Source organism: Lacrimispora sp. YZC11, from assembly GCF_057543815.1.
Genome location: NZ_BAAJYQ010000005.1, coordinates 275,098 through 297,952 on the forward strand (window position 1 = coordinate 275,098; position 22,855 = coordinate 297,952).

Below are 22,855 nucleotides of genomic sequence, written 5' to 3' on the forward strand. Positions count from 1 at the left end.
TCTTTTTATTCCTGTTTTTGTTAGTGCTTCGGGATATCCTCATTCTGTCTTACATACTCACTTTCCGTCTTATCATAGTGAAGGATCTGGTCCTTATTCGCATAGACCATACCAAGTTCCTCAGTAGCCACTTTATACACATGATCCAAATCGACGGAAGTATTAATGTTCATTTCCAATGCATTATTTTCAGTTTTCAAATGTTCCAGTTTTGCTTCTAAAAGCTCAACGCCATGAATATTGGCAGTAATAGAGGACTGCAAATGCAGATAATTCACGCACAGGCAGAGGGTGCAGACTGCAGCAATGGTCAGCATGATCACATAAGGCAAATCCATCTGCAAGGCTTTTTCACGGTTTCTTCTGACTTGATGGTTTACTGATGGACGACGTTTTTCTTCTGGTGTACGAACCGGCATTTCAACCGGCATGGCTTTACGGACAGCATTACCCTGTACGTAAGTGGGGCTCCCATAAGGACGCATATTCTTTCTTGCAGCCACTCTCTCTTCCTCCCTTTTTAAATTCGTTCAAAAACCCGAAGCTTTGAACTCTTTGAACGTTTGTTTTCTTCAATCTCTTCATCCGATGGTACAATAGGTTTTCTTGTAATCACTTTGCCCTTGCTCTTTTTTCCGCAGACACAGACCGGAAAATTCGGAGGACAAGTGCAGGGATTCTCATTGGTCTTAAATCTTGTTTTCACGATCCTGTCTTCCAGGGAATGAAACGTGATAATGGACAGCCGTCCTCCCGGATTTAACAGATCGATCATGGTATCAAGGGACTTCATTAAAACTTCCAGTTCCTTATTCAATTCGATCCGTATGGCCTGGAATGTCCGTTTGGAAGGATGGCCCCCCACAGCTCTTACCTTTGCCGGGATCGCTCCTTTAATGATTTCCGTCAGCTCTCCTGTTGTCTCAATAGGCTTTATTTGTCTTTCCCTTACAATGTGCTTTGCAATATTCTTCGCAAACTTATCTTCTCCATAATCTCTTATGATCCGGTATAAGTCAAATTCACTGTAGGTATTGATGATATCGGCTGCCGTCTGTTCGTTCCTCTGATCCATACGCATGTCCAAAGGCGCATCATCTTCCCTGTAGGTAAATCCTCTTTCCGGCATGTCAAGCTGGTAAGAGGATACCCCCAGGTCTAAGTAAATTCCGTCCACTCTTTCGATTCCTAAATCCTTTAATACTGTCTGTATATTTTCGTAATTGCTTCTTACAACCGTTACCTTATCTTCATAAGCCTTCAGTCGTTCTGTAGCTGCCTTAATGGCAGCTTCATCCTGATCAATTCCGATTAATCTTCCGTAAGTTCCCAGGTGCTTACACACTTCCAAAGCGTGTCCGCCTCCTCCCAGCGTTCCATCTACATAGATTCCGTCTGGTTTTACATTCAGGCTGTCAATGGTCTCATAAAGCAGCACTGACTTGTGTTCAAACATCATATACCAAGTCCTTCCATAGCTTCCGCAATTTCTTCCATATCTTCATAGGTATTGGCTGCTATCCATGCATCCTTGCTCCAGATTTCAATCCGGCTTCCCACTCCTACAAGAACCGCGTCCTTTTCAATTCCCGCATGTTCCCTTAAGACTGCCGGAAGCAGGATCCTTCCCTGCTTGTCCACTTCGCAGGAGCTGGCTCCGGCCAGAAAGAATCTGGAAAACTTTCTGGCATTGGTGTTGGTCAGCGGCAGGCTTTTTAACTTATTTTCCAGGGCAGTCCACTCATCATTATCATACACAAATAAACAGCCATCCAGACCCTTCGTCACAACGAATTCTTCTCCAAGCTGCTCTCTGAACTTCGACGGGACAATGAGACGTCCCTTTGCATCGACTGTATGATTGTATTCACCCATGAACATACCAATCACCTGCTTGTACAGCGGTAGAGTCTGGACCACTATCCCACCATTTTCTACCACTTTACACCACTTTCCTCCACTTATGGTTTAATTCTAGTACATTTACCGTGAAATAGCAAGAACAATTTCGAAGAATTTTCAATTTGATTTGGCTTTCATTAAGCTATGGGCGGCTGTTTTTTGAAGATTACCATATAATGGAAAAAAGGCATCCTCTGAGGCAGTGCGCGTGAACACACTGATCAGGGGATGCCTGTTTTTTTACTATTAATTTTCTTTGCTGTATGCGACTCCCAGCTTCGCTGGTACATTAAAGTTTCTTCTGGAAACAGTCAATATAATGGTCAGCAGATAAGGCAGGGCAATGAATAATTCATTGGGGAAGTAGCTTCCTCCTCCCACCGACTGCATATAAATGGCGATAGCCTCCGTAAGTCCGAATACCACGGTTCCTGCAACGGCTCCTTTGGGATTCCAATTGCCCAAAAAGCATATGGCAAATGCAATCCAGCCCCGCCCTCCAATGATATTTGTGGTAAACATTCCCAAGTACCCTACAGAGTAAAATGCTCCTGCAATGCCTCCCATCACTCCGGCCAAAAGGACCGTAAAGAACCGGACCGCATTTACATTGATACCGGCCACATCCACTGCCTCCGGATTTTCCCCGGTAGAACGGATGGTTAAGCCGAAGGAAGTCTTAAACAACAGAAAATAGGCTGCAGGAATGAGTAAATATACCACATAGGTCAATATATTCTGTTGGAAAAACACCGGACCCATAACAGGAATTTTGCTGAGAAGGGGAATGGCGATCTCTGGCAGAGGGCTGATTTTAAGGGGTGCGGTGGGGACACCGAACAATACCCTCTGTAGATAGGTACAGATTCCGGCTGCCAGCACATTAATTGCCGTACCTGTTACAACCTGGTGCTGCTTTAAATAAATACATACCACGCCATACACGGCTGCCGCAACAAGTCCTGAAAGCATGGCAGCAAGAATTCCGATGAATGCACTGCCGGTCAAATAGGTTCCCACAAATCCGCCCCAGGCTCCCATAAGGAATATCCCTTCGATGGCGGTAACCATCATGCCCGAACGCTCCGCTATGACTTCCGCAATGGAGCCAAACAGCAGGGGCGTACTCATCATCAGTGCACGTTTTAATAAGCTTACGATCATAACCTGTTTCACGCTCCTTTCTGCAGTCTGCGCTTCTCTCTCCTGTTTTCCAGATAATGCCGGAAGAAATAGGATATGATAACGAACAGCATGACAAATCCCTGCATCAGATCAACAATGCTCGCAGGAACATTAACTCCCGGCATGCGCCCCATTAAATTTCCCATAACTCCCAGGGCGCCGAACAAAATGGAGGCGAAAATGATTCCAATGGGATTGGCATTGGCAAGTATTGCGATTCCCAGACCGGCGGAGCCGACCCCGCTGTTAAAATCCTGGATCAGCATATGCTGAACACCGTTTACTTCCGTAAACCCGGCAGCTCCCGCCAGGGCGCCGCTGATAAAAAATGCGGTCACAAAAATCTTGTTTGAATCAATTCCTGACATCCTGGCTGCGGAAGCGTTGCTTCCCACTGCCCGGATCCTGTATCCCAGAGGCGTTTTATAGAGCAGCACCCAGATGCCCACGGCGGCCAGAACCGCCAGCACAAATCCGATATGCAGCCTGGTCCCCTTTACAATAACAGGAAGCCATGCCGACCTTGTTATGGCGTCTGTCTGGGGATACTCCCCCTTGGATTCTTTTAAAAATGTGCGAAGCAGATAATTCATGACTGCCAAAGCAACGTAAGTGGACATCATGCTGACAAGGAATTCATTGGCTTTATAGCGTGCCTTTAAAAATCCAATCAAAGCGCCCATAAGACCTCCTGCCAGTGCCGCTGTCAGGCACACAAGAATCAGAAGTACCGCTGTGGGAACCTTTCCGTCAAGCTGCAGGGACAGGGTAATAGCAGCAATGGAGCCCATATAAAACTGTCCCTGTGCGCCGATATTAAATAAATTTGCCTTAAACGTAAAAGCAAAGGCCAGTGCCGTAAATATAAGGGGCGTTGCCTTTAAAAACACTTCCCCCATGGTATATTTATCCGTAAACATGGTATTGATGGAATATACAAATACTTCGACCGGGTTGATATGCAGCAGCAAAAGCATGAGGCCGCTTAAGAGCAGGCCGGCAATGATGGCAGCAGCATTTGTCACAATCAAGTCCCTGATTTTTGTATTCATGCTTTACGCCTCCTTCTCCTCTTTGTAGCCGGCCATTAATAGACCGATCCGTTCTGTGTTAAGCTGGCCATGGTCATAGATTCCCATAAAGGAGCCCTTGTAGATCACGGCAATCCTGTCGCAAAGCTGGAAAATCTCCGACAATTCCGTGGATACCAGCAGAATCCCCTTTCCATTCTTCCGCTCCGCCAGGATGTTGTTATGGATGTTATTGATGGCTCCCAGATCCAGTCCCCTGGTGGGCTGGTCCATGATCAGCACCTTTCCTGCGTTCCCCACTTCCCTGGCAAGAATAACCTTCTGCTGGTTTCCTCCGGATAACCCCTTGATCTGGGCATCCGGTCCAGGCGCCTTGATATCAAATTCACTTATGGCTTTTTGTGTGTCATTTTGAAGTTTCTTCTTATTTAAAAAGCCGTGTGAAATCCATTTCTTATCAAAGCTTGTTTTTAGCATCATATTTTCAGCCAGGGTCATCTCTCCCACCATGGCATCCCGGTAACGGTCTACCGGAACGTATCCGATTCCCAGATCAATGCGCTCCCTGATGGAAGTTGATGTAATATCCGTACCATTTAAAAGCACCTTTCCCGAGGTCACAGGTAAGGCGCCGCAAACCACTTCGCACAGCTCCTCCTGCCCGTTTCCGCTCACTCCTGCCACTCCAAAGACCTCACCTTCCATGATCTGAAATGACAAATCACTTAAAAGAGGGGTTTCTCCTTTGCGCTGCACGGTGACGGAAGACAGCTCCAGACAGACCTTTTTTTCTTTTTGCTCTTCCGTCTGTTCCCGCTTTGGGGGCACCATTTCTTTCCCCATCATCAGCCTTGTCAGCTCCACCTCATTGGTATCCTTTGCAGATAAGTCTCCCGTAAGCCTTCCGTTTCGCATAACGATGATCCTGTCGGCCACCTCCATGACTTCCTTCATCTTATGGGTGATGAAAATGACAGAATTTCCCCTGGACGTATACTCTTTTACAAACTCCATCAGCGTTTCCGCCTCCTGGGGTGTCAACACAGCCGTAGGCTCATCCATGATCAGAAGGCTTGTCTTTAAATAGAGGGCCTTAAGGATTTCCACCTTCTGCTGCACTCCAACTGCAAGCTCCTCCACCTTTGCATCCACAGGAATTTGAAACCCGTACTGGGCAGAAAGCTCCTCTACTTCCTTTTTGCATTTTTCGTAATCAATGACTCCGTTTACATTGCCTAAAATAATATTTTCCGTAACCGTATGGGCGGACACCAGAGAAAAATGCTGCTGGATCATGGAAATTCCCAAAGCCATGGCATCCTTCGGGGAGGTGATCCTCTGTTCCTTTCCATCCATCAGGATCTGCCCCTCATCTGCCTTGTAAAGGCCATAGAGGATCTTCATAACCGAGCTTTTTCCTGCCCCGTTTTCTCCCAATAGTGCCAACACCTCTCCCCTATTTACAGAAAAAGAAATGTCCTTGTTTGCCACGACTCTGGCAAAGTATTTTGATACATTCTTTAATTCAAAAAATGGTGTATTCACGAAGCTCCTCCTCCTCTTCAAACGATGAGGGCTCCGCAGTTCAAACAATCCTGTTTTTCTCCTGCGTCAGCCCTCCGGTTATATCTTACTTCTCAAACATGGCCTGTAAATCTACCTTGCCATCCTTAAAATCCTTAATTCCCTGGTCTACCGCATCCTTTACTTCCTGAGAAATATTATCGGTATATACCGGTACAAAGATATCTTCATTAATACCTGCTTCATGAACCATATTTCCGGAAAGCTTGCCATCCATATAAAGGCCCAGAGCCCAGATATAGAAATTCTTAAAATCGAAATTTACAGAAGCTATGACAGTATTAGGATCAATGGTGGTCTGGTCACTGGAAAAGCCAATAAATTTAGCGCCTTTTGCCTTGGCTGCTTCAATGCTGCCAAGACCTACTTCGTTGGCGTATACAAACATGGTGTCTGCTCCGTTGTCGATCATCTGCTCTGCCATCTGTTTGCCAAGGGCTACGTCGTTCCAGCTGTTGGCATAAGCTCTTGTAGCCTTTGCGCCGGTAATGCCGCGGCTTTCAGCGATCTTAACAGAATTCTTTTCATACACATCCATTAAATGCTCCATCGGCTCATTGGGGAAGCCTCCGATGGTTGCGAAGTTTCCGTTCTTTGTCACATTTCCTGCAAGAATGGAAGCAATATAGCTTGCTTCATATTCTTTGGGGAAAATGGGAGCCACATTGTCCCCATCACATTTGGAGCCGTTTACCGCGCAAAAAGTAGTATTCTTATAATTTGGGGCTACTGCTGCCACCGCTTCGTCAAACTGGGAACCAGCCGCCATTATGAGGTCATAGCCTCGTTCCGCATATTCACGGAAGGTTGACTCATAATCAGATGCCTGCACGTTCTCTACGTATTCCATTTTGGTACCCAGCTTTTCGTTACAGGCTGTAAGACCTGCATAGTTTGTGGCGTTCCAGCTCTGGTCATTGATGGGACCGGGAAGGATGAGGACAATTTTATAATCCATCCCACTTTTCCCTCCTGCCTGAGCCTTTGTTTCAGCTGCACCCTCTGTTTTTCCGCCAGCACTGCAGCCACTGAGTACGAGTGCTGCTGCCGTTACTGCTGCCATGAGCAATGCGCCAAATCTTTTCTTCATACTATGTTCCTCCTTTTTTTGCGTCCATCCGCATCAATATCTGACACTTCCGCAGTTATCGACACGATTCACAGACGTTTACGTGTTGTTTGTAGTAATAGATTATCATTTTCTGACAGTCATCGCAATTCTATAAGATTACTATTTATACCAAAATATTATGTTATTTGTTATTTTGACCAAATAAAATAAAGACAGGAGAAACTTTTTGGTCATTTTCCCGTCTTTTTTTAAACTATATCAAATGGCTCTGCCGCCTGTTTCTATACTCCAGGGGCGTAATCCCATATGCTTTTTTAAAGGCACTGCTAAAATATTTCGGCTCTTTGTAACCTACCATCTCCGCCACTTCCGCCACTTTATATTCTACATGGTTTAAATATGACTTTGCCTTTTGCATCCGGTATTCTGTAACGTATTCCATGAGGTTTTTACCTGTATGACGCTTAAAAAGCTCACATAAGTAATTGGGGGACAGATGCAGCTCTCCGGCCATATCCTTTAACGTAATTCTGCCTCCATAGTGGACCTCAATATACTGGATCGCTTTTAAAACCAATAAATTTCCAACCTCATTTTCCACTTCCAACCGCTGGCCCTGTTTTTCTTCCTTTTCCGTAGTTACAGGAAAAAGCTCCCGTTCAACTTCTCTTAGCACGGCAAGAAGCTCTCTCGGATCCGTGGGTTTTAACAAATATCTGGTCACTCCCAGCTCTATGGCTTTCTGGGCATAGGAAAAATTGCTGTACCCGCTTAAAATGATGATGCGGATGCTTAAATTTTTTTCCCGGATCTGTCGGATCAGCTCAAGGCCTGATACTTCCGGCATTTTTATATCCGTAATGATCACGTCGGCTTCCAATTCATACAGGGCCTTGAGAGCCGACCGGACGTCTTCAAATACCCCTGTTACCTGAAAGCCTTCCTGGGCATCCAGCAGTTTAAAAAGCCCTTTTCTGATTTTAGGTTCGTCATCCACGATGATCAGCTTCATGTCTTACGCTTTCTCCTTTCTTTCCTCCTGATTCCGTCAGAGTTCCATGGCCTTTGGGTATGCGCAGGCTTACAATGGTTCCTTTTCCATAGGTACTTTCTATGGAAATACCATAGGCTTCCCCATAATGGAGCCGGATACGCCGGTTTACGTTCCTGACCCCGATTCCGGTATGCCCTTCCCTCTCTATATCAGGCACTTCATCCCTTAGGTGGTTAAGCTGCTTAAGAGTCATGCCGATTCCATTGTCTTCAACCGTAATAAGCATTTCATCTCCAAGATCTTTTATGAGGATGCGGATCATCCCTTTCCGGTTTCTAGACTCAATTCCATGGGTGATGGCATTTTCCACAATGGGCTGCAGGATAAGTTTTGGAACCTGTTCATCCGCTAAGTTCTCCTCTGTTTCCAAGTCATATTCCAGACGTTCTTCCAGACGGTTTTTTTGAATTTTTAAATAACACTGCACATATCCGATTTCTTTTTCAAGGGGCACAAAGGCATTTTCGTCTTCTATGCTGTAGCGCATAAGGCCTGCCAGGGAAAGGATGATGTCGCTGATATCATATTCTCCCCTGTCAATGAGCATCCAGTTGATGGAGTCCAGGGTATTATAGAGAAAGTGGGGATTGATCTGTGCCTGAAGCGCCTGGACCTCCGCATTCTTCTGGGCGATTTTCTCCTGATAGACTTGCCTGATCAGGGTATTGATCTCTTCCAGCATATAATTGAAGGATTCTGTCAGTTCCCCGATTTCATCCTTTCTCTTATTGGGAACCCGAACGGCAAAATCTCCCTTCTGCACCTGTCCCATTGCCTTTGACAGACGCTTGATCGGCCTTGCCATGGTATAAACCAGAAGAACGATGACCCCGGCAATGCCAAGGGTGCTTACCACTCCCACCAGCCAAATGGCTTTGTTTAAATCCCCTGCCTGGGGAAACAATCCTTCAAAGGGTATGGCCGAATAGGACCTCCAGCCTGTGATACCGTTATATTGCCCGCAGACATAATACCTCTTACCGTTCCACTCTAGCGTGGAGCGCCGGATCCCCCGCTCAAACCGGTCATTAATTTCTTCCTGCCACCCATTGTTTATCTTTGGATTGCTGCAGATCACCTGTCCCTTCTGGTCTAAAATAAACAGGTACTGGTACTGAAACAGCCCCTGATTCCCTAAAAGCAGATTGCTGAACATGTCCGGATCCAGCTCAATCACCATGATACCCAGATTCTTCTCTTCATCCCTGTCCCGAATGGCCCTGACCACGGTAACCGCCTGATGCTCTTCTCTTGGATCTGAAAAAAGCTTTGGCATAATACCCGTCCAGACAGCCTTATTGTTCCTGCTGCCCACGGCATCATCATAGCTTTTAAATATTTCTCCCGAAATATACTCAGTGTCGAACCCATTGATATTGGCTGTTGTATACATCACCTGAGAGGCATTGATGATGGAAATATCCATCTGTTCCCCAACCGATTTGATGAGGCTTCTGCAGTAATCATCAAGATAAGTACGGCTAACTCCCTTATCCCCATCATCCCAGCCGGGAGTGCAGGCATCGCGCACAAGCTGGCTGGCCACCGCATTGTCAAGGATCTCCATGATATAGCGGACCTTAACATTAATATTGATATCAATGCGGTTAATGGTGTCTGACATTTCCTGCTTTTTATTCTTCACCACAATGTCCTTGCTATGGGAAAAGGAGAGACTCCCTATAATAGCCCCTTCGATCATGGCCGTTATAATAAACACCAGAGTCAATTTCATTCGGAACGACAAATGCTTCATTTTCCCACCTCCGGGCACATGTTACTGTCTTTGTAACAGTTTTCGACAATTCCTAGATAAATATTACATCCCTCTGTGAATTGTGTCAAATTGCTTTTGCTGCAATCGTGCCTGGAGTTATGCTTTTTGCCCTGTTCCTTGCGCATCCGCAAAATATCCAGGGAAATTTGGCGAAAAAAGGAGTCTGCCGGTTAACACGCAACAAAAAACACGGAAAGAGCTCCTTCTCCTTCCGTGTTTATCTTAAACTTGCATAAAACGCATCACAGGCTTACGGTATCAGTAGCCTGCGGCGATATATTGTTCAATTAATTTATCCAGTTCTACACTTCTGTGATAAATAATATCTTCATCATCATGCTCAATACTTTTATTTAATCTTTCCCTTGCTTCTTCAATATCTTGTATTAACTCTTCTTTTGACATCATCATATCATTACTTCTCCTTTGCTCTTTTTTCGTATCTGTCTGTGTTTGCAGAAGAGCACAAGAGTAGATATCACTACCAGAATTAATGAAAGTGCCTGAGACACCGGAATGCCAGTACTAAAGAATATTAGCTGGTCCGTGCGCAGTCCTTCAATCCACACTCGTCCCAAACCATAGCCAAGCAGGTAAATAAAAAGCATCTCCCCATCAAATCTCTTGCGTTTTCTGTACCAAAGCATAAATGCCAGTACGCAGAGATTCCAGACTGACTCATATAAGAAGGTAGGATGCACCTGTATATACTCCACTCCGTCTCTTACGATCAAATGGTTCAAAAGCTCTCTTGATATCATATTCTCATTAACCAGCGCTCTTCTGATTCTCATAGCAAACAGGCTGTCGGTATATCCGCCAAACGCCTCGCAATTAAAGAAGTTTCCCCATCTTCCTATAATCTGCCCGGTTATCAATCCTAGGCATCCAGTGTCAGCCAAGGAAAAGAAGGAAAGTTTCTTCACCCTGGCGTAAACAGTTAGAGTTATGACAGCCCCTATGACACCTCCATAGATGGCCAGTCCTCCTGCCCTGAGATTTAAAATTTGAAGCAGATCATCTTTATAATTGTCCCAATCAAATAAAACATAATAGATTCGGGCTCCCATAATAGATATTATGATTGCATACAGAACAAAATCCAGATAAATATCCGGGTCCTGCCCCCTGCGTTTTGCATCCCTTGTCGCAACCCAGAGACCTGCTAATATTCCAACCCCTATGATAATCCCGTAAAATGCAATGCGGAATCCAAATATTGAGATACTGTTTTGTAAATGGTCGATTGTTATACCCAAATGAACAAAACTAATATCTGCCGTATTTGCCATTCGTCTTCTCCTTTCGATGTTTTCTTTATTTTACCCCGTGAAAACACAAAAATCAAACATATTCGCCCGACATATTCAACTATAATTCGACAAAGCTTTGATTCTTGCGTTTTTCTCTTTTAATTTTGCGGATAATATGATATTCTATATTAGTTGCAGATAAAAATCAACCATGAATATAAACAATATTAGGAAGGTAATTGCTATGAAATTAGGTATTGTCGGATTACCAAACGTAGGTAAAAGCACCCTGTTCAATTCTCTTACAAAGGCCGGTGCGGAATCTGCGAACTATCCATTTTGTACCATTGATCCCAATGTCGGAGTTGTTCCCGTTCCGGATGCGCGCTTAGGCCAACTGGCCGCTCTTTATAATTCCGCAAAAATCACCCCTGCCGTGATCGAATTTGTCGATATTGCAGGACTTGTAAAAGGAGCTTCCAAAGGGGAAGGCCTGGGCAACCAGTTTCTTTCCAACATCCGTGAAGTTGATGCCATCGTACACGTTGTCCGCTGCTTTGAGGATACCAATGTAATCCATGTGGATGGAAGTGTAGATCCACTGCGTGATATTGAAACCATAGATTTGGAACTGATCTTTTCCGATTTGGAAATCCTGGACCGCCGCATCTCCAAATCAACCAAGGGCGCTATGAATGATAAGTCTCTTGCAAAGGAGCTGGGGGTTTTAAAAAGGATCAAAGCTCACTTAGAGGATGGAAATCTGGCAAGGAGCATAGAAATTGAGGATGAAGATGAAAGAGAATTTATTACCGGCCTCAATCTTCTCACCTATAAACCAGTGATCTTCGCTGCCAATGTCTGTGAGGACGACTTAGCTGATGACGGTGCTTCCAATGATTATGTGGGAAAGGTCCGCAAATTCGCAGAAGAAAACAACAGTGAAGTATTTGTGATCTGCGCGCAGATCGAACAGGAAATCGCAGAACTGGAAGAAGACGAGAAAAAGATGTTCTTAGAGGATCTGGGACTTACAGAATCCGGTCTGGAAAAACTGATCGCAGCCAGCTATCATTTACTGGGGCTCATCAGCTACTTAACTGCCGGCCCGACCGAGACAAGGGCTTGGACCATCAAGGAAGGAACCAAAGCGCCCCAGGCTGCCGGTAAGATCCACACTGATTTTGAGCGGGGCTTTATCCGCGCAGAGGTTGTGAATTACCAGGATCTTCTGGATTGTAAAACCTACAGCGCGGCCAAGGAAAAAGGCCTGGTTCGCCTGGAAGGCAAGGAATACGTGGTGAAGGATGGGGATGTTGTCCTGTTCCGCTTTAATGTATAGAAAGTATTTAATCGCGGTCACTTATTGAAGGCCGGAATATATTGGTCAGCGCCAGAAGGCGCTGGCCTTCTTTTATGTCTTTTCTTCTTACCCGCTGATCCCCCGGTCATCATGACTGATAATTTATGTCAATAATGAGATTGTTCTTGTAAACCCACTTTCTTATGCTATAATATGACGTGGCCATGCAGAAAGCCTTTTTGCAGCCAAGACAAACGCTTTAGAAAAAAAGAAAAGGGAGCATTCATCGATGAAAACATTTGCAAACGCAATCATAGCCGGGATTGCCATCAGTATAGGCGGAGTAATTTATTTAACTCTTGAAAATCATATAGCCGGTTCTTTTTTATTTTCAATCGGATTATTTACCATATATACTTTCGGTTTTAATCTGTATACAGGAAAGGTATGTTATATTGTTAATGAAAAACCTTCTTATTTATTAACAATACTTATTGTATACATAGGGAATTTTGCAGGAACGGTTGGAGCCGGAATTGTATTTAAACATACCAAACTGGTCAGGCTAGTGGATCATACAAGTGAACTTGTGAATATGAAGCTGTCAGATACCCTGTTCAGCACTTTTATCATGGCTGTTATGTGCGGTATTATGATGTGCATCGCCGTTATAGGATATCAAACCATAAAAGACGGTATTGGAAGATATTTATCCTTGGTCTTACCGGTCATGGTATTCATCCTTTCCGGATACGAACACAGCATAGCAGATATGTTTTATTTTACCATGGGAAATGCCTGGAATGCAAAAGCATTCCTGTATATCCTGGTTATTTCTGCGGGAAATTTGGCAGGGGGAAGCCTCATTCCATTGGCAAAAAAATATCTTAATGAAGAAGCTCCCCTCCTGCATTAGGAAATTCCGGGTTATTTGACGTTCTTAAATCAAAGCCATCTGGCTATGATATATACGATAAGAACTGATACGAAAAGAGCTGTTTTGACTCTGAAGCCGGTAACGTAATTCCGGCAACACCGTTCACTAAGTTTTTTACTCATATTTTCCCATCCCTCCAAGCAGAAATCAATTAGTACCTTCTACTAATACTATAATAAGGAATGTCTTTTTTTTATAGGTTGTAATTATCGTTTGTGATATGTCATATTTTCGTTATATAAAATCCAACTGTAATTTTTTCTGATCCCATGATAGATCATATGAGTAAGATTTTATTTTAGGAGGTGTGGCCATGTCTGTTTGGGATCCATGGAGAGATGAGTGCTGGGCCATGATACGCCAGCGGCCTGATCTGCATTTTATTTTTTTAACGAAACGGATCGATAGGTTTGTGCAATGTATTCCAGACGATTGGGGCGAGGGTTATGATAACGTAACGGTCGGCTGTACTGTTGAAAATCAGGATAGGGCCGATTACCGTCTCTCTATATTTTCCAAGCTTCCTATTAAGCATAAAAATATCATCTGTCAGCCACTCATTGGGAAGATCTGTATTGAATGCTACCTTGAAGGTATCGAACTGGTTGTGGCAGGAGGTGAATCAGACTATAATGCCAGGCCCCTTCATTATGATTGGGTTTTATCTTTAAGGGAACAATGCCTGGAAAAAGGGGTGCATTTTTAATTCAGGCAATGCGGTACACATTTTATTAAGGACGGAAAAGAATATACGCTAAAAACCAGGGACTTGTGCAGTCAGGCCAGGAAGGCTGGAATCGATTGTTAATAAGGAAGATTTCATTTTTATACCATTATAAAAAAGAGGCCTTTGCCCTATAGCTGATCCCTCAGCTATTATGCAAAAGCCTCATTCTTCTTTATTAGACCACCCCATCCAGCTTATGCCAGGTTGGAGTACCCCATTAAACTGATGTCTACTTCCTTAGCCACTTCCCGGCCTTCTCTGATCGCCCAAACTACCAGTGATTGTCCCCGGCGCATGTCACCGGCTGCGAACACCTTATCCACATTTGTCTTATATTTCCCGACTACAGTCTCCACGTTACTTCTGCCGTTTAATTTCACTCCAAAAGCATCAGCAACATAAGTCTGGGCACCCAGAAACCCTGCCGCTATTAAAACAATATCAGCCGGAACTTCTCTTTCACTGCCGGTCACTGGTTCCATGTTCATGCGGCCGGTCTTTTCATCCAATTTAGGCTCCAGACCCATGAGCACTGCTTTCACTACCTTGCCGGACTTATCCTTGATAAACTCCTTTACCGTTGTCTGATATACCCTGGGATCCTTGCCGAATACGGTAATGGATTCTTCCTGGCCGTAATCAGTTTTCAATACTTTCGGCCATTCGGGCCAGCTATTGTCAAGAGTTCTTTTTTCAGGGAGCCTTGGCATCATCTCAAGCTGGGTGACGGAAGCACAACCATGGCGGATAGACGTCCCCACACAGTCGTTTCCGGTGTCGCCCCCGCCGATGACGATGACGTGCTTTCCTTTTGCGGATACATGGCTATTATCCTGTAAATTGGAATTCAGCAGGCTTTTTGTGGTGGACTTTAAGAAATCCACTGCAAAATAGATTCCTTCCGCATCTCTTCCCGGAACCTTTAAATCCCTTGGATTGGAAGCCCCGCAAGCCAGGATGATGCGGTCATATTCCTTTAACAGATCTTTGGCCTTCTGGTTTTTTCCTATGTCGGTTCCTGTCAGGAACGTCACACCTTCCTGCTTCATGATCTCCACCTTCCGGTCTATGACATGCTTTTCCAGCTTCATATTGGGAATACCATACATGAGAAGGCCGCCTATGCGGTCTTCTCTTTCCAATACGGTGACGCTGTGTCCTCGTTTGTTCAACTGGTCCGCCGCAGACAGACCTGCAGGGCCGGAGCCGATGACGGCTACCTTTTTACCGGTGCGGATCTTCGGCGGAACAGGGCCTGCTATGCCGCTTTCATAAGCGCGTTCAATGATGGCATACTCATTTTCCTTGATGCTCACCGGATCTCCGTTTAACCCGCAGGTACATGCGGCCTCACAGGGAGCCGGGCACACCCTGGCGGTGAATTCCGGAAAGCTGTTAGTTTTTTTCAGCCTGTTGTAGGCCTGCTGCCATGTCCCGGTGTATACAAGCTCATTCCATTCCGGGATCAGGTTATTCAGAGGGCAGCCGGAAACCATGCCCTTTAAGATCACACCGGACTGGCAGAAGGGGACGCCGCAATCCATGCAGCGTGCACTCTGGCATTTTTGTTCTTTTTCGGAAAGAGGCAGGTGAAACTCGTTATAATTCTTTATACGAGCCTTGGGATCTACGGTTTTTCCTGTTTTTCTGCTGTATTCTAAAAATCCTGTTGGCTTTCCCATTTCTGCTCCTCCTTACTTCTTTGTGTTGGCATAAAATGCTTCAATCTGTGCCTGTTCGCTGCTTAACCCTTTTTCCTCCATCTGGACAATGGTGTTCAGCATGCGTCTGTAATCATGAGGCATAATCTTCTTAAACTTAGGAAGATACTCTCCGAAGTTATCAAGAATTTCTTTTCCTTTTGCGGAATTGGTATAAGCCACATGCTCCTTGATCATATCTTTTAATTCAAGGACATCGTATTTATTGGTAACCACTTCAGAGGAAACCATTTCCTTATTCAGCCTCTTATATAAATCTCTCTTTTCATCCAGCACATAAGCGATACCGCCGCTCATTCCTGCCGCAAAGTTCTTACCAGTAGGCCCAAGTACCACCACGCGCCCGCCTGTCATATATTCACAGCCATGGTCTCCCACTCCTTCTACAACAGCGGTTGCACCAGAGTTCCTGACACAGAAGCGTTCACCTGCGATCCCGCAGATAAATGCCTTTCCGCTGGTAGCGCCGTATAAGGCCACATTTCCAATCACAATGTTATCTTCGGCCTTAAACTTCACGCCCTGAGGAGGATAAACCACCAGCTTGCCGCCGGAAAGCCCCTTTCCGAAATAATCGTTGCTGTCGCCCACCAGCTCCAGGGTAAGCCCCTTGGGAATAAAGGCTCCAAAACTCTGGCCGCCGCTGCCTGTACAATTGATAGCAAAGGTATCCTCAAGCAGCCCTTCCGGGTAAAGTCTGGTGATTTCCGAACCAAATATGGTACCTAATGCCCGGTCCGTATTGGAGACATCGATATGGAGGCTCTTTTTCTGGCCTCCCCGAAGGGCTTCCCTTAATTTTTTAAGGAGAATCTTTTCATCTATGGTTTTCTCCAGTTCAAAATCATACACTTGCTTCTGCCCATAGCCCACAAGCTTCTGACCTGTATAGGAATTTCCAAGAATGGCGGAAAAATCAACCTTTCCGGCCCTTTCAGAAGGGATATTATCCTTTTTCTTTAACAGATCTGTCCTACCCACCAGTTCATCGACACTGCGGATACCAAGCTTTGCCATATATTCCCGAAGCTCTTTTGCAATAAAATACATGAAGTTGATTACATATTCCGGTTTTCCTTTAAAACGCTTCCGCAGCTCCGGATTCTGGGTGGCAATACCTACAGGACAGGTATCCAGATTGCAGACCCTCATCATGACACAGCCCATGGTCACAAGGGGAGCCGTGGCAAAACCGAACTCTTCCGCTCCCAAGGCGCAGGCAATGGCAACATCCCGTCCCGTCATCAGCTTCCCGTCTGTCTCCAGGATCACCTTATCCCTCAGCCCGTTCATGATCAGAGTCTGATGGGCCTCTGCCACGCCTAGCTCCCAGGGAAGCCCTGCATTATAAATGGAATTTCTCGGAGCCGCTCCGGTCCCGCCGTCAAAGGAGGAAACGAGGATTACCTGGGCGCCGGCTTTAGCGACACCTGCTGCAACCGTGCCAACACCTGCTTCGGAAACCAGTTTAACAGAAATCCTGGCATCGGTATTGGAATTTTTCAAGTCATAAATCAGCTGGGCCAGATCCTCAATGGAATAAATATCATGGTGAGGCGGCGGAGAAATAAGACCTACGCCAGTGGTCGAATGCCTGGTTTTGGCAACCCATGGATATACCTTTTGCCCCGGAAGCTGGCCTCCTTCTCCCGGCTTCGCACCCTGTGCCATTTTAATCTGGATCTCTCTGGCACTGACCAGATACCTGGAGGTCACTCCAAAGCGCCCGGAAGCCACCTGCTTGATGGCGGAGCAGCGGTTTACGCCGTCAGTCCCTCCGGTAAGGCGCTCCAGGCTTTCGCCGCCCTCACCGCTGTTGGATTTGCCCCGGATCCGGTTCATGGCAATCGCCAGGGTTTCATGGGCTTCCTGGGATATGGAGCCGTAGGACATGGCTCCCGTTTTAAACCGTTTAACAATGGATTCTTCGCTTTCCACCTCTTCCACCGGAATTTCCTTTGATTTGGAATAATCAAATTCCAAAAGGCTTCGTAAATTAACTGTCTGCCCCTCTTCCGTCAAGGCTCGGGTATATTCTTTGAAAACCTCGTAGCTTCCGGTTCTGGCAGCTTCCTGAAGGAGATGAATGGTAAGAGGATTGTATAAATGTTCCTCCTGCCCTGCCCTCTCTTTATGGCTACCCACGCTGTCCAGGGTTAAATCCACGTCAAGGCCAAGGGGATCAAAAGCGGCCGAATGAAGGACATCCACATCATTGGAAATGTCATCCAAAGTGATGCCGCCCACTCTGCTCACCGTATCCGTAAAATATTTATCAACCACATTCTTTGAAATGCCGATCGCCTCAAAGATCTGGGCTCCCTGATAGGACTGTATGGTGGAAATTCCCATTTTCGAAGCGATCTTTACGATGCCGTGAAGAACTGCAGAGTTATAATCCTCTATCGCTGCGTAATAATCCTTGTCCAGCATGCCGTTTTCAATGAGGGAACGTATGGATTCCTGGGCAAGGTAAGGATTGATGGCACAGGCTCCATATCCCAGTAAGGTGGCAAAGTGGTGTACCTCTCTTGGCTCTCCGCTTTCCAGGATAAGCGCCACGGAGGTCCTCTTCTTTGTCTTGACCAAATGCTGCTGAAGAGCAGATACGGCAAGCAGAGAAGGGATTGGCAAATGGTTTTCGTCAATATCCCGGTCAGACAGGATGATGATATTCGCTCCATCCCGGTGCGCCCGGTCTGCCTCCAGGAACAGCCTGTCAATGGCTTTTTCCAGGGAAGTATTTTTATAATAGGTGATTGGAATCACTTCTACTTTAAAGCCAGGCTTCTTCATGTTCTTAATCTTTAATAAGTCCGTACAGGTAAGGATTGGATTATTGACCTTCAGTATCTTACAGTTTTCCGCTGTCTCCTCCAGAATGTTCCCTTCCTCACCCACATAAACCGTGGTAGAAGTAACAATTTCTTCACGGATGGAGTCAATGGGCGGATTGGTGACCTGGGCAAAGAGCTGTTTAAAATAATTGAATAGAGGCTGATGCTTTTTGCTTAACACTGCCAGAGGACTGTCTGCGCCCATGGCGGAAACTGCCTCCAAACCGTTTAAAGCCATGGGAAGGATCATGGTCTTGTATTCCTCATAGGTATAACCATAAGTCTTCTGCAGCTTTGCCCTTTCCTCTCTGCTCATGGCAGGAACTCCCTTATTGGGTATGGACAGCTCTCTCAGTTCAATCAGATTGGAATCCAGCCATTCTCCATAAGGCTGGCGGGCCGCATAATATTCTTTCAGCTCCTCATCGCTGACCAGACAGCCCTTAACCGTATCAATGAGAAGCATCTTGCCCGGACGAAGACGCTCTTTTCTCACCACATGGCTCTGTTCAATATCAATGGCGCCCACTTCTGAAGCCAGGATCATCTGATCATCATCGGTAATGTAGTATCTTGAAGGGCGAAGGCCATTGCGGTCTAAAACGGCTCCAACCAGGTCACCGTCACTGAATACAATAGACGCCGGGCCATCCCAGGGTTCCATCATGGTCGCATAGTAACGGTAAAAGTCCTTAATTTCCTGAGGCATGGATTTGTCATGTTCCCATGGCGCAGGAATAGTCACCATAACAGACAGGGGAAGATCCATTCCGCTCATCATCATAAATTCCAGGGCATTGTCAAGCATGGCAGAGTCGGAACCTTCCTGGTTAATAATTGGAAGGACCTTATGCATGTCATACCGGAAATACTCGGATTCCATATTCTCTTCTCTTGCCATCATCTTATCCACATTCCCGCGAATGGTATTGATCTCGCCGTTATGTACAATAAGGCGGTTGGGATGGGCTCTCATCCAACTGGGGTTCGTGTTGGTGCTGAACCTGGAATGAACCACTGCAATGGCGGATTCATAATCTTTATCCTGAAGATCCGTAAAAAACCTTCTCAGTTCCTTCACCAGAAACATTCCCTTATAAACAATGGTTCTGCTGCTTAAGGAAACCACATAGGTATTGTCGTTGCTCTGCTCGAAAATCCTCCTTGATACATAAAGCTTCCGGTCAAATTCCAACCCCTTGGCCGTATCAGCCGGTTTCTTTACAAAACCCTGGGCAATGCAAGGCATACAGTCCACAGCCTTGGCACCGATCAGCTCCGGATGAATGGGTACATCCCTCCAGCCGGAAAATTCAATTCCCTCTTTCTTTACAATGATCTCAAACATCTTTTTAGCCTGGTTTCTGGCAAGCTCATCCTGGGGGAAGAAAAACATTCCCACTCCGTATTCCCTTTCCTCTCCAAGCTCTATGCCCAGAGGCTTTGTTACCTTTTTAAAAAACTTATGGGAGATTTGCAGCATGATTCCCACTCCGTCTCCGGTCTTTCCTTCCGCATCCTTACCTGCACGGTGTTCCAGATTTTCTACGATATGAAGAGCCTGTTCCACCGTCCTGTGAGACTTCACGCCCTTTATGTTGGCAACCGCTCCAATGCCGCAGTTATCATGCTCAAAGCGGGGATCATACAGGCCCGGCAACGCCTTTTTATTAGGGGATTGTAAACATGTATCCATAATCTCTTCCTTTCCTTATTCCTGCCCATGCTTTCCGGGCATAATAGTATGCACGAAGGGCGTTCCTGACTGCTTCCTCTGCTTTTGGGTGTTAAAATGTAACAGTAAATTTTTAGTTGATAATACTACATTTTTTTCTACTTGTAAACGTGTTTTATTTTTAAATTTTCAGATAATTAGACATTTAAGTGTATGTAAAGATATAATCTGATAATTATTCCTTATTTCAATATTTTTTCTTTCCACGCGGTACAACTCTCCGCATTTTTAAGGACACTGGTATAAACTTCTAATTTATTTAAGTTTGTACTTTCAATTGTTAAGTCTTTATTTCATTTTCAAAGTTTTCAAGCTTATAATCCCTCATATTCCACCCTTTTTCCATTGAAAAAGCCCCGGGAATCTCTTCCCAGGGCTCGTACAATTTTTTTCATAAAATAAAAACTGAATTACATTTCTCCAAGACCGCTTTCAATCGCTTCTGTCATGGTTTTCATTGCTGCTGCCTCATCTTCGCCTTCACAGATCAATTTGATCTCTGTTCCGCACTTAATGCCGGCTGCCATAACGTTTAATACGCTCTTAGCAACAATTCTCTTCTCTCCATATTCGATGATTACATCAGATTTAAATTTCATAGCTGTCTGAGACAGTACCCCTGCTGGTCTTAAATGAAGTCCAGATGGATTTACTACGGTCAGTGTTTTTGATAACATAAGATTTTCTCCTTTATCCTCAATTTTTTATACTCCTTGCAGTTAATTCTATTACAATATCCAATTTGTGTCAAGACAAACCAGTATGTCTTTTGCATATTTTACAAAGGAATTTCCTGTCTAAGAAATTTCAGAAAGTTTCTGCCTTTCTTTCTGGGAATAGATACAGCCACAGTAGTCCTGCCTGTATAGACCGTATTCTCCAGAAAGCTCCACAGATCGCTTATATCCGTTTTTTTTCTTGAAATCAGAGGGCAGATAAGCGACACGGTACTCCTTTGCCAGCTTTTCACCGATCTCATTTAGCTTTTCCGCATTCTTTAAAGGACTTATGGACAGAGTGGTGGTGAAATAGTCAAAGCGTCCGGCCTGTGCAACCTTTGCCGCCTCCTGAAGGCGCAGTTCATAGCATTTAAAGCATCTGGTGCCGCCTTCCGGCTCCATTTCAAGGCCTCTTACTATCCGGTGAAATTCTTCCGGCTCATAGGCACCTGCTTCAAAAGTCACAGGATGAGCAAAATTCATGGAGGCAATGAGCCTTTTCTGCTCTTTTACCCGCCTAACGTATTCCTCAGGCGGATATATATTGGGATTATAGAAATACACGGTTATTTCAAAATAGCGGGATAAATATTCCAGCACATAACTGCTGCACGGCGCACAGCAACTGTGTAAAAGCAGTCTGGGGACTTTTCCCTGTTCCTCCAAGCCTGCGATGACCTGATCCAATTCCTTCTGATAATTCCTCTGGTTCATGGTAGCTCCTTCCCTGCTGTCGAAAAGTAGACATTCGCAATCCGCTTCACTACTTGCTCATGAAGGCAGACTGTGCGTTCACATCACAAAAAGGCGTCTGCAGTAGCCTGACGCCTCCTGTTTCTTAAAGGAAATCTCTGATCCGTTTACTGCGGACAGGATTTCTAAGTTTTCTAAGGGCTTTTGCTTCTATCTGCCTGATGCGCTCCCTAGTAACATTAAATTCCTTCCCAACTTCTTCCAAAGTACGGGGATGGCCATCCTCTAATCCAAATCTGAGTACAATTACCTGACGCTCCCTCTCCTTTAAATCTCCAAGAAGAGCATCAATGTGCTCTCTCAGCATAACGGATTCTACGTTACCTTCCGGAGTCACAACATTATTATCAGCCACGAAATCTCCCAGGTTGGAATCATCCTCCTCACCTATGGGGGTTTCAAGAGATGCTGGCTCTCTGGCGATCTGCATGATCTCCATAACCTTGTCCTCTGTCATGTCAAGGGCTTCTGCCAGTTCCGCCACAGACGGCTCATATCCAAGCTCAAGAGTCAGCTTTCTCTGCATCTTGGACATTTTATTAATCGTTTCTACCATATGCACAGGCACACGGATTGTTCTGGCCTGGTCTGCAAGGGCTCTGGTTACAGACTGGCGTATCCACCAGGTAGCATATGTACTTAATTTATAACCTTTGGTATAATCAAATTTTTCCACGCCTTTAATAAGGCCTAAATTCCCTTCCTGAACCAGATCAAGGAAACTCATTCCACGGCCTGTATAACGCTTTGCAATGCTGACTACAAGGCGCAGATTTGCCTCGATCAAACGCTCTTTGGCATCATCATCGCCATCAGCTTTTCGCTTAGCAAGGCGCAGTTCTTCCTCTGCGTTCAAAAGTGGTACTGTTCCAATTTCCTTTAAGTACATGCGGACAGGATCTTCCGTTCCGATGCCCTCCAGTAAGTCAATGGCGTCTAGATCAATATCTTCCTCATCTATATCCTTTACAAAACCGTCTTCAAGATCATCATCTAATAGCAGGTCGTCTGACATGAGCACATCATCAGTTAAAACGGAGTCGTCAATGACCGGGATCACGTCTACGCCGCGATTCTCCAGGTACGTATAAATCTGATCCATCTGCTCTGTTGTCAGTTCTTCCCCCATAAAGAAGTTATTAATCTCCGTTACGTCCAACGCATTATGCTTCGTTTTCGCAAGTTCGACAAGTTTTCCCAGCTTATCTAAAAAATTATCTTTTTCCACTTAATAACGTCCTTTCGCTAAGAGGTATACATAAAGC

17 protein-coding genes and 2 pseudogenes are annotated in these 22,855 nt (G+C 45.2%); 3 read left to right on the top strand and 16 right to left on the bottom strand.

The window, feature by feature from the left end; genetic code table 11:
* Window positions 1–20: 20 nt before the first annotated feature.
* From AC27IJ_RS04380 to lgt, 11 genes are all read right to left on the bottom strand, one after another.
* Window positions 21–503 carry a cell division protein FtsL gene (locus AC27IJ_RS04380; RefSeq protein WP_312441882.1) on the bottom strand — a complete coding sequence of 161 codons (483 nt, stop codon included), beginning with the start codon at window positions 501–503 and terminating at the stop codon, window positions 21–23.
* 17 nt (window positions 504–520) lie between these two features.
* Window positions 521–1,459 carry a 16S rRNA (cytosine(1402)-N(4))-methyltransferase RsmH gene (gene rsmH, locus AC27IJ_RS04385; protein ID WP_312441880.1) on the bottom strand — a complete coding sequence of 313 codons (939 nt, stop codon included), beginning with the start codon at window positions 1,457–1,459 and terminating at the stop codon, window positions 521–523.
* Window positions 1,456–1,881 carry a division/cell wall cluster transcriptional repressor MraZ gene (mraZ, locus tag AC27IJ_RS04390; protein ID WP_312441926.1) on the bottom strand — a complete coding sequence of 142 codons (426 nt, stop codon included), beginning with the start codon at window positions 1,879–1,881 and terminating at the stop codon, window positions 1,456–1,458. Before mraZ ends, rsmH begins: the two co-directional genes overlap by 4 nt.
* Before the next feature lie 267 nt (window positions 1,882–2,148).
* Entirely contained in the window at window positions 2,149–3,066 is a 918-nt protein-coding gene (locus AC27IJ_RS04395; protein ID WP_312441878.1) for an ABC transporter permease, read from the bottom strand.
* A gap of 8 nt (window positions 3,067–3,074) precedes the next feature.
* Window positions 3,075–4,139, bottom strand: a complete 1,065-nt coding sequence (locus AC27IJ_RS04400) for an ABC transporter permease (RefSeq protein WP_312441876.1) — start codon at window positions 4,137–4,139, stop codon at window positions 3,075–3,077.
* Window positions 4,140–4,142: 3 nt separating this feature from the next.
* Complete coding sequence (locus AC27IJ_RS04405) at window positions 4,143–5,663, bottom strand: ABC transporter ATP-binding protein (RefSeq protein ID WP_487147658.1); 1,521 nt, start codon at window positions 5,661–5,663, stop codon at window positions 4,143–4,145.
* An 85-nt stretch (window positions 5,664–5,748) separates the two neighbouring features.
* Window positions 5,749–6,792: a BMP family protein gene (locus AC27IJ_RS04410; RefSeq protein WP_312441874.1), complete on the bottom strand. Its 1,044-nt coding sequence runs from the start codon at window positions 6,790–6,792 to the stop codon at window positions 5,749–5,751.
* A 235-nt stretch (window positions 6,793–7,027) separates the two neighbouring features.
* On the bottom strand, window positions 7,028–7,786 hold the full coding sequence (locus AC27IJ_RS04415; RefSeq protein ID WP_313257625.1) for a response regulator transcription factor: 759 nt from the start codon (window positions 7,784–7,786) through the stop codon (window positions 7,028–7,030).
* Entirely contained in the window at window positions 7,764–9,584 is a 1,821-nt protein-coding gene (locus tag AC27IJ_RS04420) for a sensor histidine kinase (protein ID WP_487147661.1), read from the bottom strand. The genes AC27IJ_RS04415 and AC27IJ_RS04420 overlap by 23 nt, the downstream gene beginning before the upstream one ends.
* A gap of 279 nt (window positions 9,585–9,863) precedes the next feature.
* On the bottom strand, window positions 9,864–10,016 hold the full coding sequence (locus tag AC27IJ_RS04425; RefSeq protein WP_312441870.1) for an aspartyl-phosphate phosphatase Spo0E family protein: 153 nt from the start codon (window positions 10,014–10,016) through the stop codon (window positions 9,864–9,866).
* Window positions 10,013–10,897, bottom strand: a complete 885-nt coding sequence (gene lgt / locus AC27IJ_RS04430) for a prolipoprotein diacylglyceryl transferase (protein WP_312441868.1) — start codon at window positions 10,895–10,897, stop codon at window positions 10,013–10,015. The genes AC27IJ_RS04425 and lgt overlap by 4 nt, the downstream gene beginning before the upstream one ends.
* Before the next feature lie 205 nt (window positions 10,898–11,102).
* Between lgt and ychF the strand changes: the two genes are divergently transcribed.
* From ychF to AC27IJ_RS04445, 3 genes and pseudogenes are all read left to right on the top strand, one after another.
* Entirely contained in the window at window positions 11,103–12,200 is a 1,098-nt protein-coding gene (ychF, locus tag AC27IJ_RS04435) for a redox-regulated ATPase YchF (RefSeq protein ID WP_312441866.1), read from the top strand.
* Window positions 12,201–12,423: 223 nt separating this feature from the next.
* Window positions 12,424–13,077: pseudogene (locus AC27IJ_RS04440) on the top strand (formate/nitrite transporter family protein); the annotation flags it as partial.
* Window positions 13,078–13,423: 346 nt separating this feature from the next.
* Window positions 13,424–13,906 (top strand): annotated as a pseudogene (locus tag AC27IJ_RS04445) (DUF5131 family protein); the annotation flags it as partial.
* A 113-nt stretch (window positions 13,907–14,019) separates the two neighbouring features.
* On the opposite strand, the gene AC27IJ_RS04450 reads toward AC27IJ_RS04445, so the two are convergent.
* The 5 genes from AC27IJ_RS04450 to rpoD all read right to left on the bottom strand — a co-directional run bounded on the left by AC27IJ_RS04450 (window position 14,020) and on the right by rpoD (window position 22,818).
* Window positions 14,020–15,507, bottom strand: coding sequence for a glutamate synthase subunit beta (locus AC27IJ_RS04450; RefSeq protein WP_312441865.1), 1,488 nt, complete (start codon window positions 15,505–15,507; stop codon window positions 14,020–14,022).
* 12 nt (window positions 15,508–15,519) lie between these two features.
* The gene (gene gltB, locus AC27IJ_RS04455) at window positions 15,520–20,079 is read right to left on the bottom strand and encodes a glutamate synthase large subunit (RefSeq protein WP_312502128.1); all 4,560 of its coding nucleotides are present in this window, start codon (window positions 20,077–20,079) and stop codon (window positions 15,520–15,522) included.
* A gap of 449 nt (window positions 20,080–20,528) precedes the next feature.
* Window positions 20,529–20,795, bottom strand: a complete 267-nt coding sequence (locus AC27IJ_RS04460; RefSeq protein ID WP_025233660.1) for an HPr family phosphocarrier protein — start codon at window positions 20,793–20,795, stop codon at window positions 20,529–20,531.
* 120 nt (window positions 20,796–20,915) lie between these two features.
* Window positions 20,916–21,551 (bottom strand): epoxyqueuosine reductase QueH, encoded by a 636-nt coding sequence (locus AC27IJ_RS04465; protein WP_312441861.1) that lies wholly within the window; start codon window positions 21,549–21,551, stop codon window positions 20,916–20,918.
* A 124-nt stretch (window positions 21,552–21,675) separates the two neighbouring features.
* Window positions 21,676–22,818: an RNA polymerase sigma factor RpoD gene (gene rpoD / locus AC27IJ_RS04470; RefSeq protein ID WP_312441860.1), complete on the bottom strand. Its 1,143-nt coding sequence runs from the start codon at window positions 22,816–22,818 to the stop codon at window positions 21,676–21,678.
* Window positions 22,819–22,855 lie beyond the last annotated feature (37 nt).

Excerpts from the sequence above, each read along its gene's own strand:
- rsmH (WP_312441880.1), bottom strand. The coding sequence starts at position 1,459 with ATGATGTTTGAACACAAGTCAGTGCTGCTTTATGAGACCATTGACAGC.
- mraZ (WP_312441926.1), bottom strand. The coding sequence starts at position 1,881 with ATGTTCATGGGTGAATACAATCATACAGTCGATGCAAAGGGACGTCTC.
- AC27IJ_RS04395 (WP_312441878.1), bottom strand. The coding sequence starts at position 3,066 with ATGATCGTAAGCTTATTAAAACGTGCACTGATGATGAGTACGCCCCTG.
- AC27IJ_RS04400 (WP_312441876.1), bottom strand. The coding sequence starts at position 4,139 with ATGAATACAAAAATCAGGGACTTGATTGTGACAAATGCTGCTGCCATC.
- AC27IJ_RS04410 (WP_312441874.1), bottom strand. The coding sequence starts at position 6,792 with ATGAAGAAAAGATTTGGCGCATTGCTCATGGCAGCAGTAACGGCAGCA.
- AC27IJ_RS04415 (WP_313257625.1), bottom strand. The coding sequence starts at position 7,786 with ATGAAGCTGATCATCGTGGATGACGAACCTAAAATCAGAAAAGGGCTT.
- AC27IJ_RS04420 (WP_487147661.1), bottom strand. The coding sequence starts at position 9,584 with ATGAAGCATTTGTCGTTCCGAATGAAATTGACTCTGGTGTTTATTATA.
- AC27IJ_RS04425 (WP_312441870.1), bottom strand. The coding sequence starts at position 10,016 with ATGATGATGTCAAAAGAAGAGTTAATACAAGATATTGAAGAAGCAAGG.
- lgt (WP_312441868.1), bottom strand. The coding sequence starts at position 10,897 with ATGGCAAATACGGCAGATATTAGTTTTGTTCATTTGGGTATAACAATC.
- ychF (WP_312441866.1), top strand. The coding sequence starts at position 11,103 with ATGAAATTAGGTATTGTCGGATTACCAAACGTAGGTAAAAGCACCCTG.
- AC27IJ_RS04450 (WP_312441865.1), bottom strand. The coding sequence starts at position 15,507 with ATGGGAAAGCCAACAGGATTTTTAGAATACAGCAGAAAAACAGGAAAA.
- gltB (WP_312502128.1), bottom strand. The coding sequence starts at position 20,079 with ATGGATACATGTTTACAATCCCCTAATAAAAAGGCGTTGCCGGGCCTG.
- AC27IJ_RS04460 (WP_025233660.1), bottom strand. The coding sequence starts at position 20,795 with ATGTTATCAAAAACACTGACCGTAGTAAATCCATCTGGACTTCATTTA.
- AC27IJ_RS04465 (WP_312441861.1), bottom strand. The coding sequence starts at position 21,551 with ATGAACCAGAGGAATTATCAGAAGGAATTGGATCAGGTCATCGCAGGC.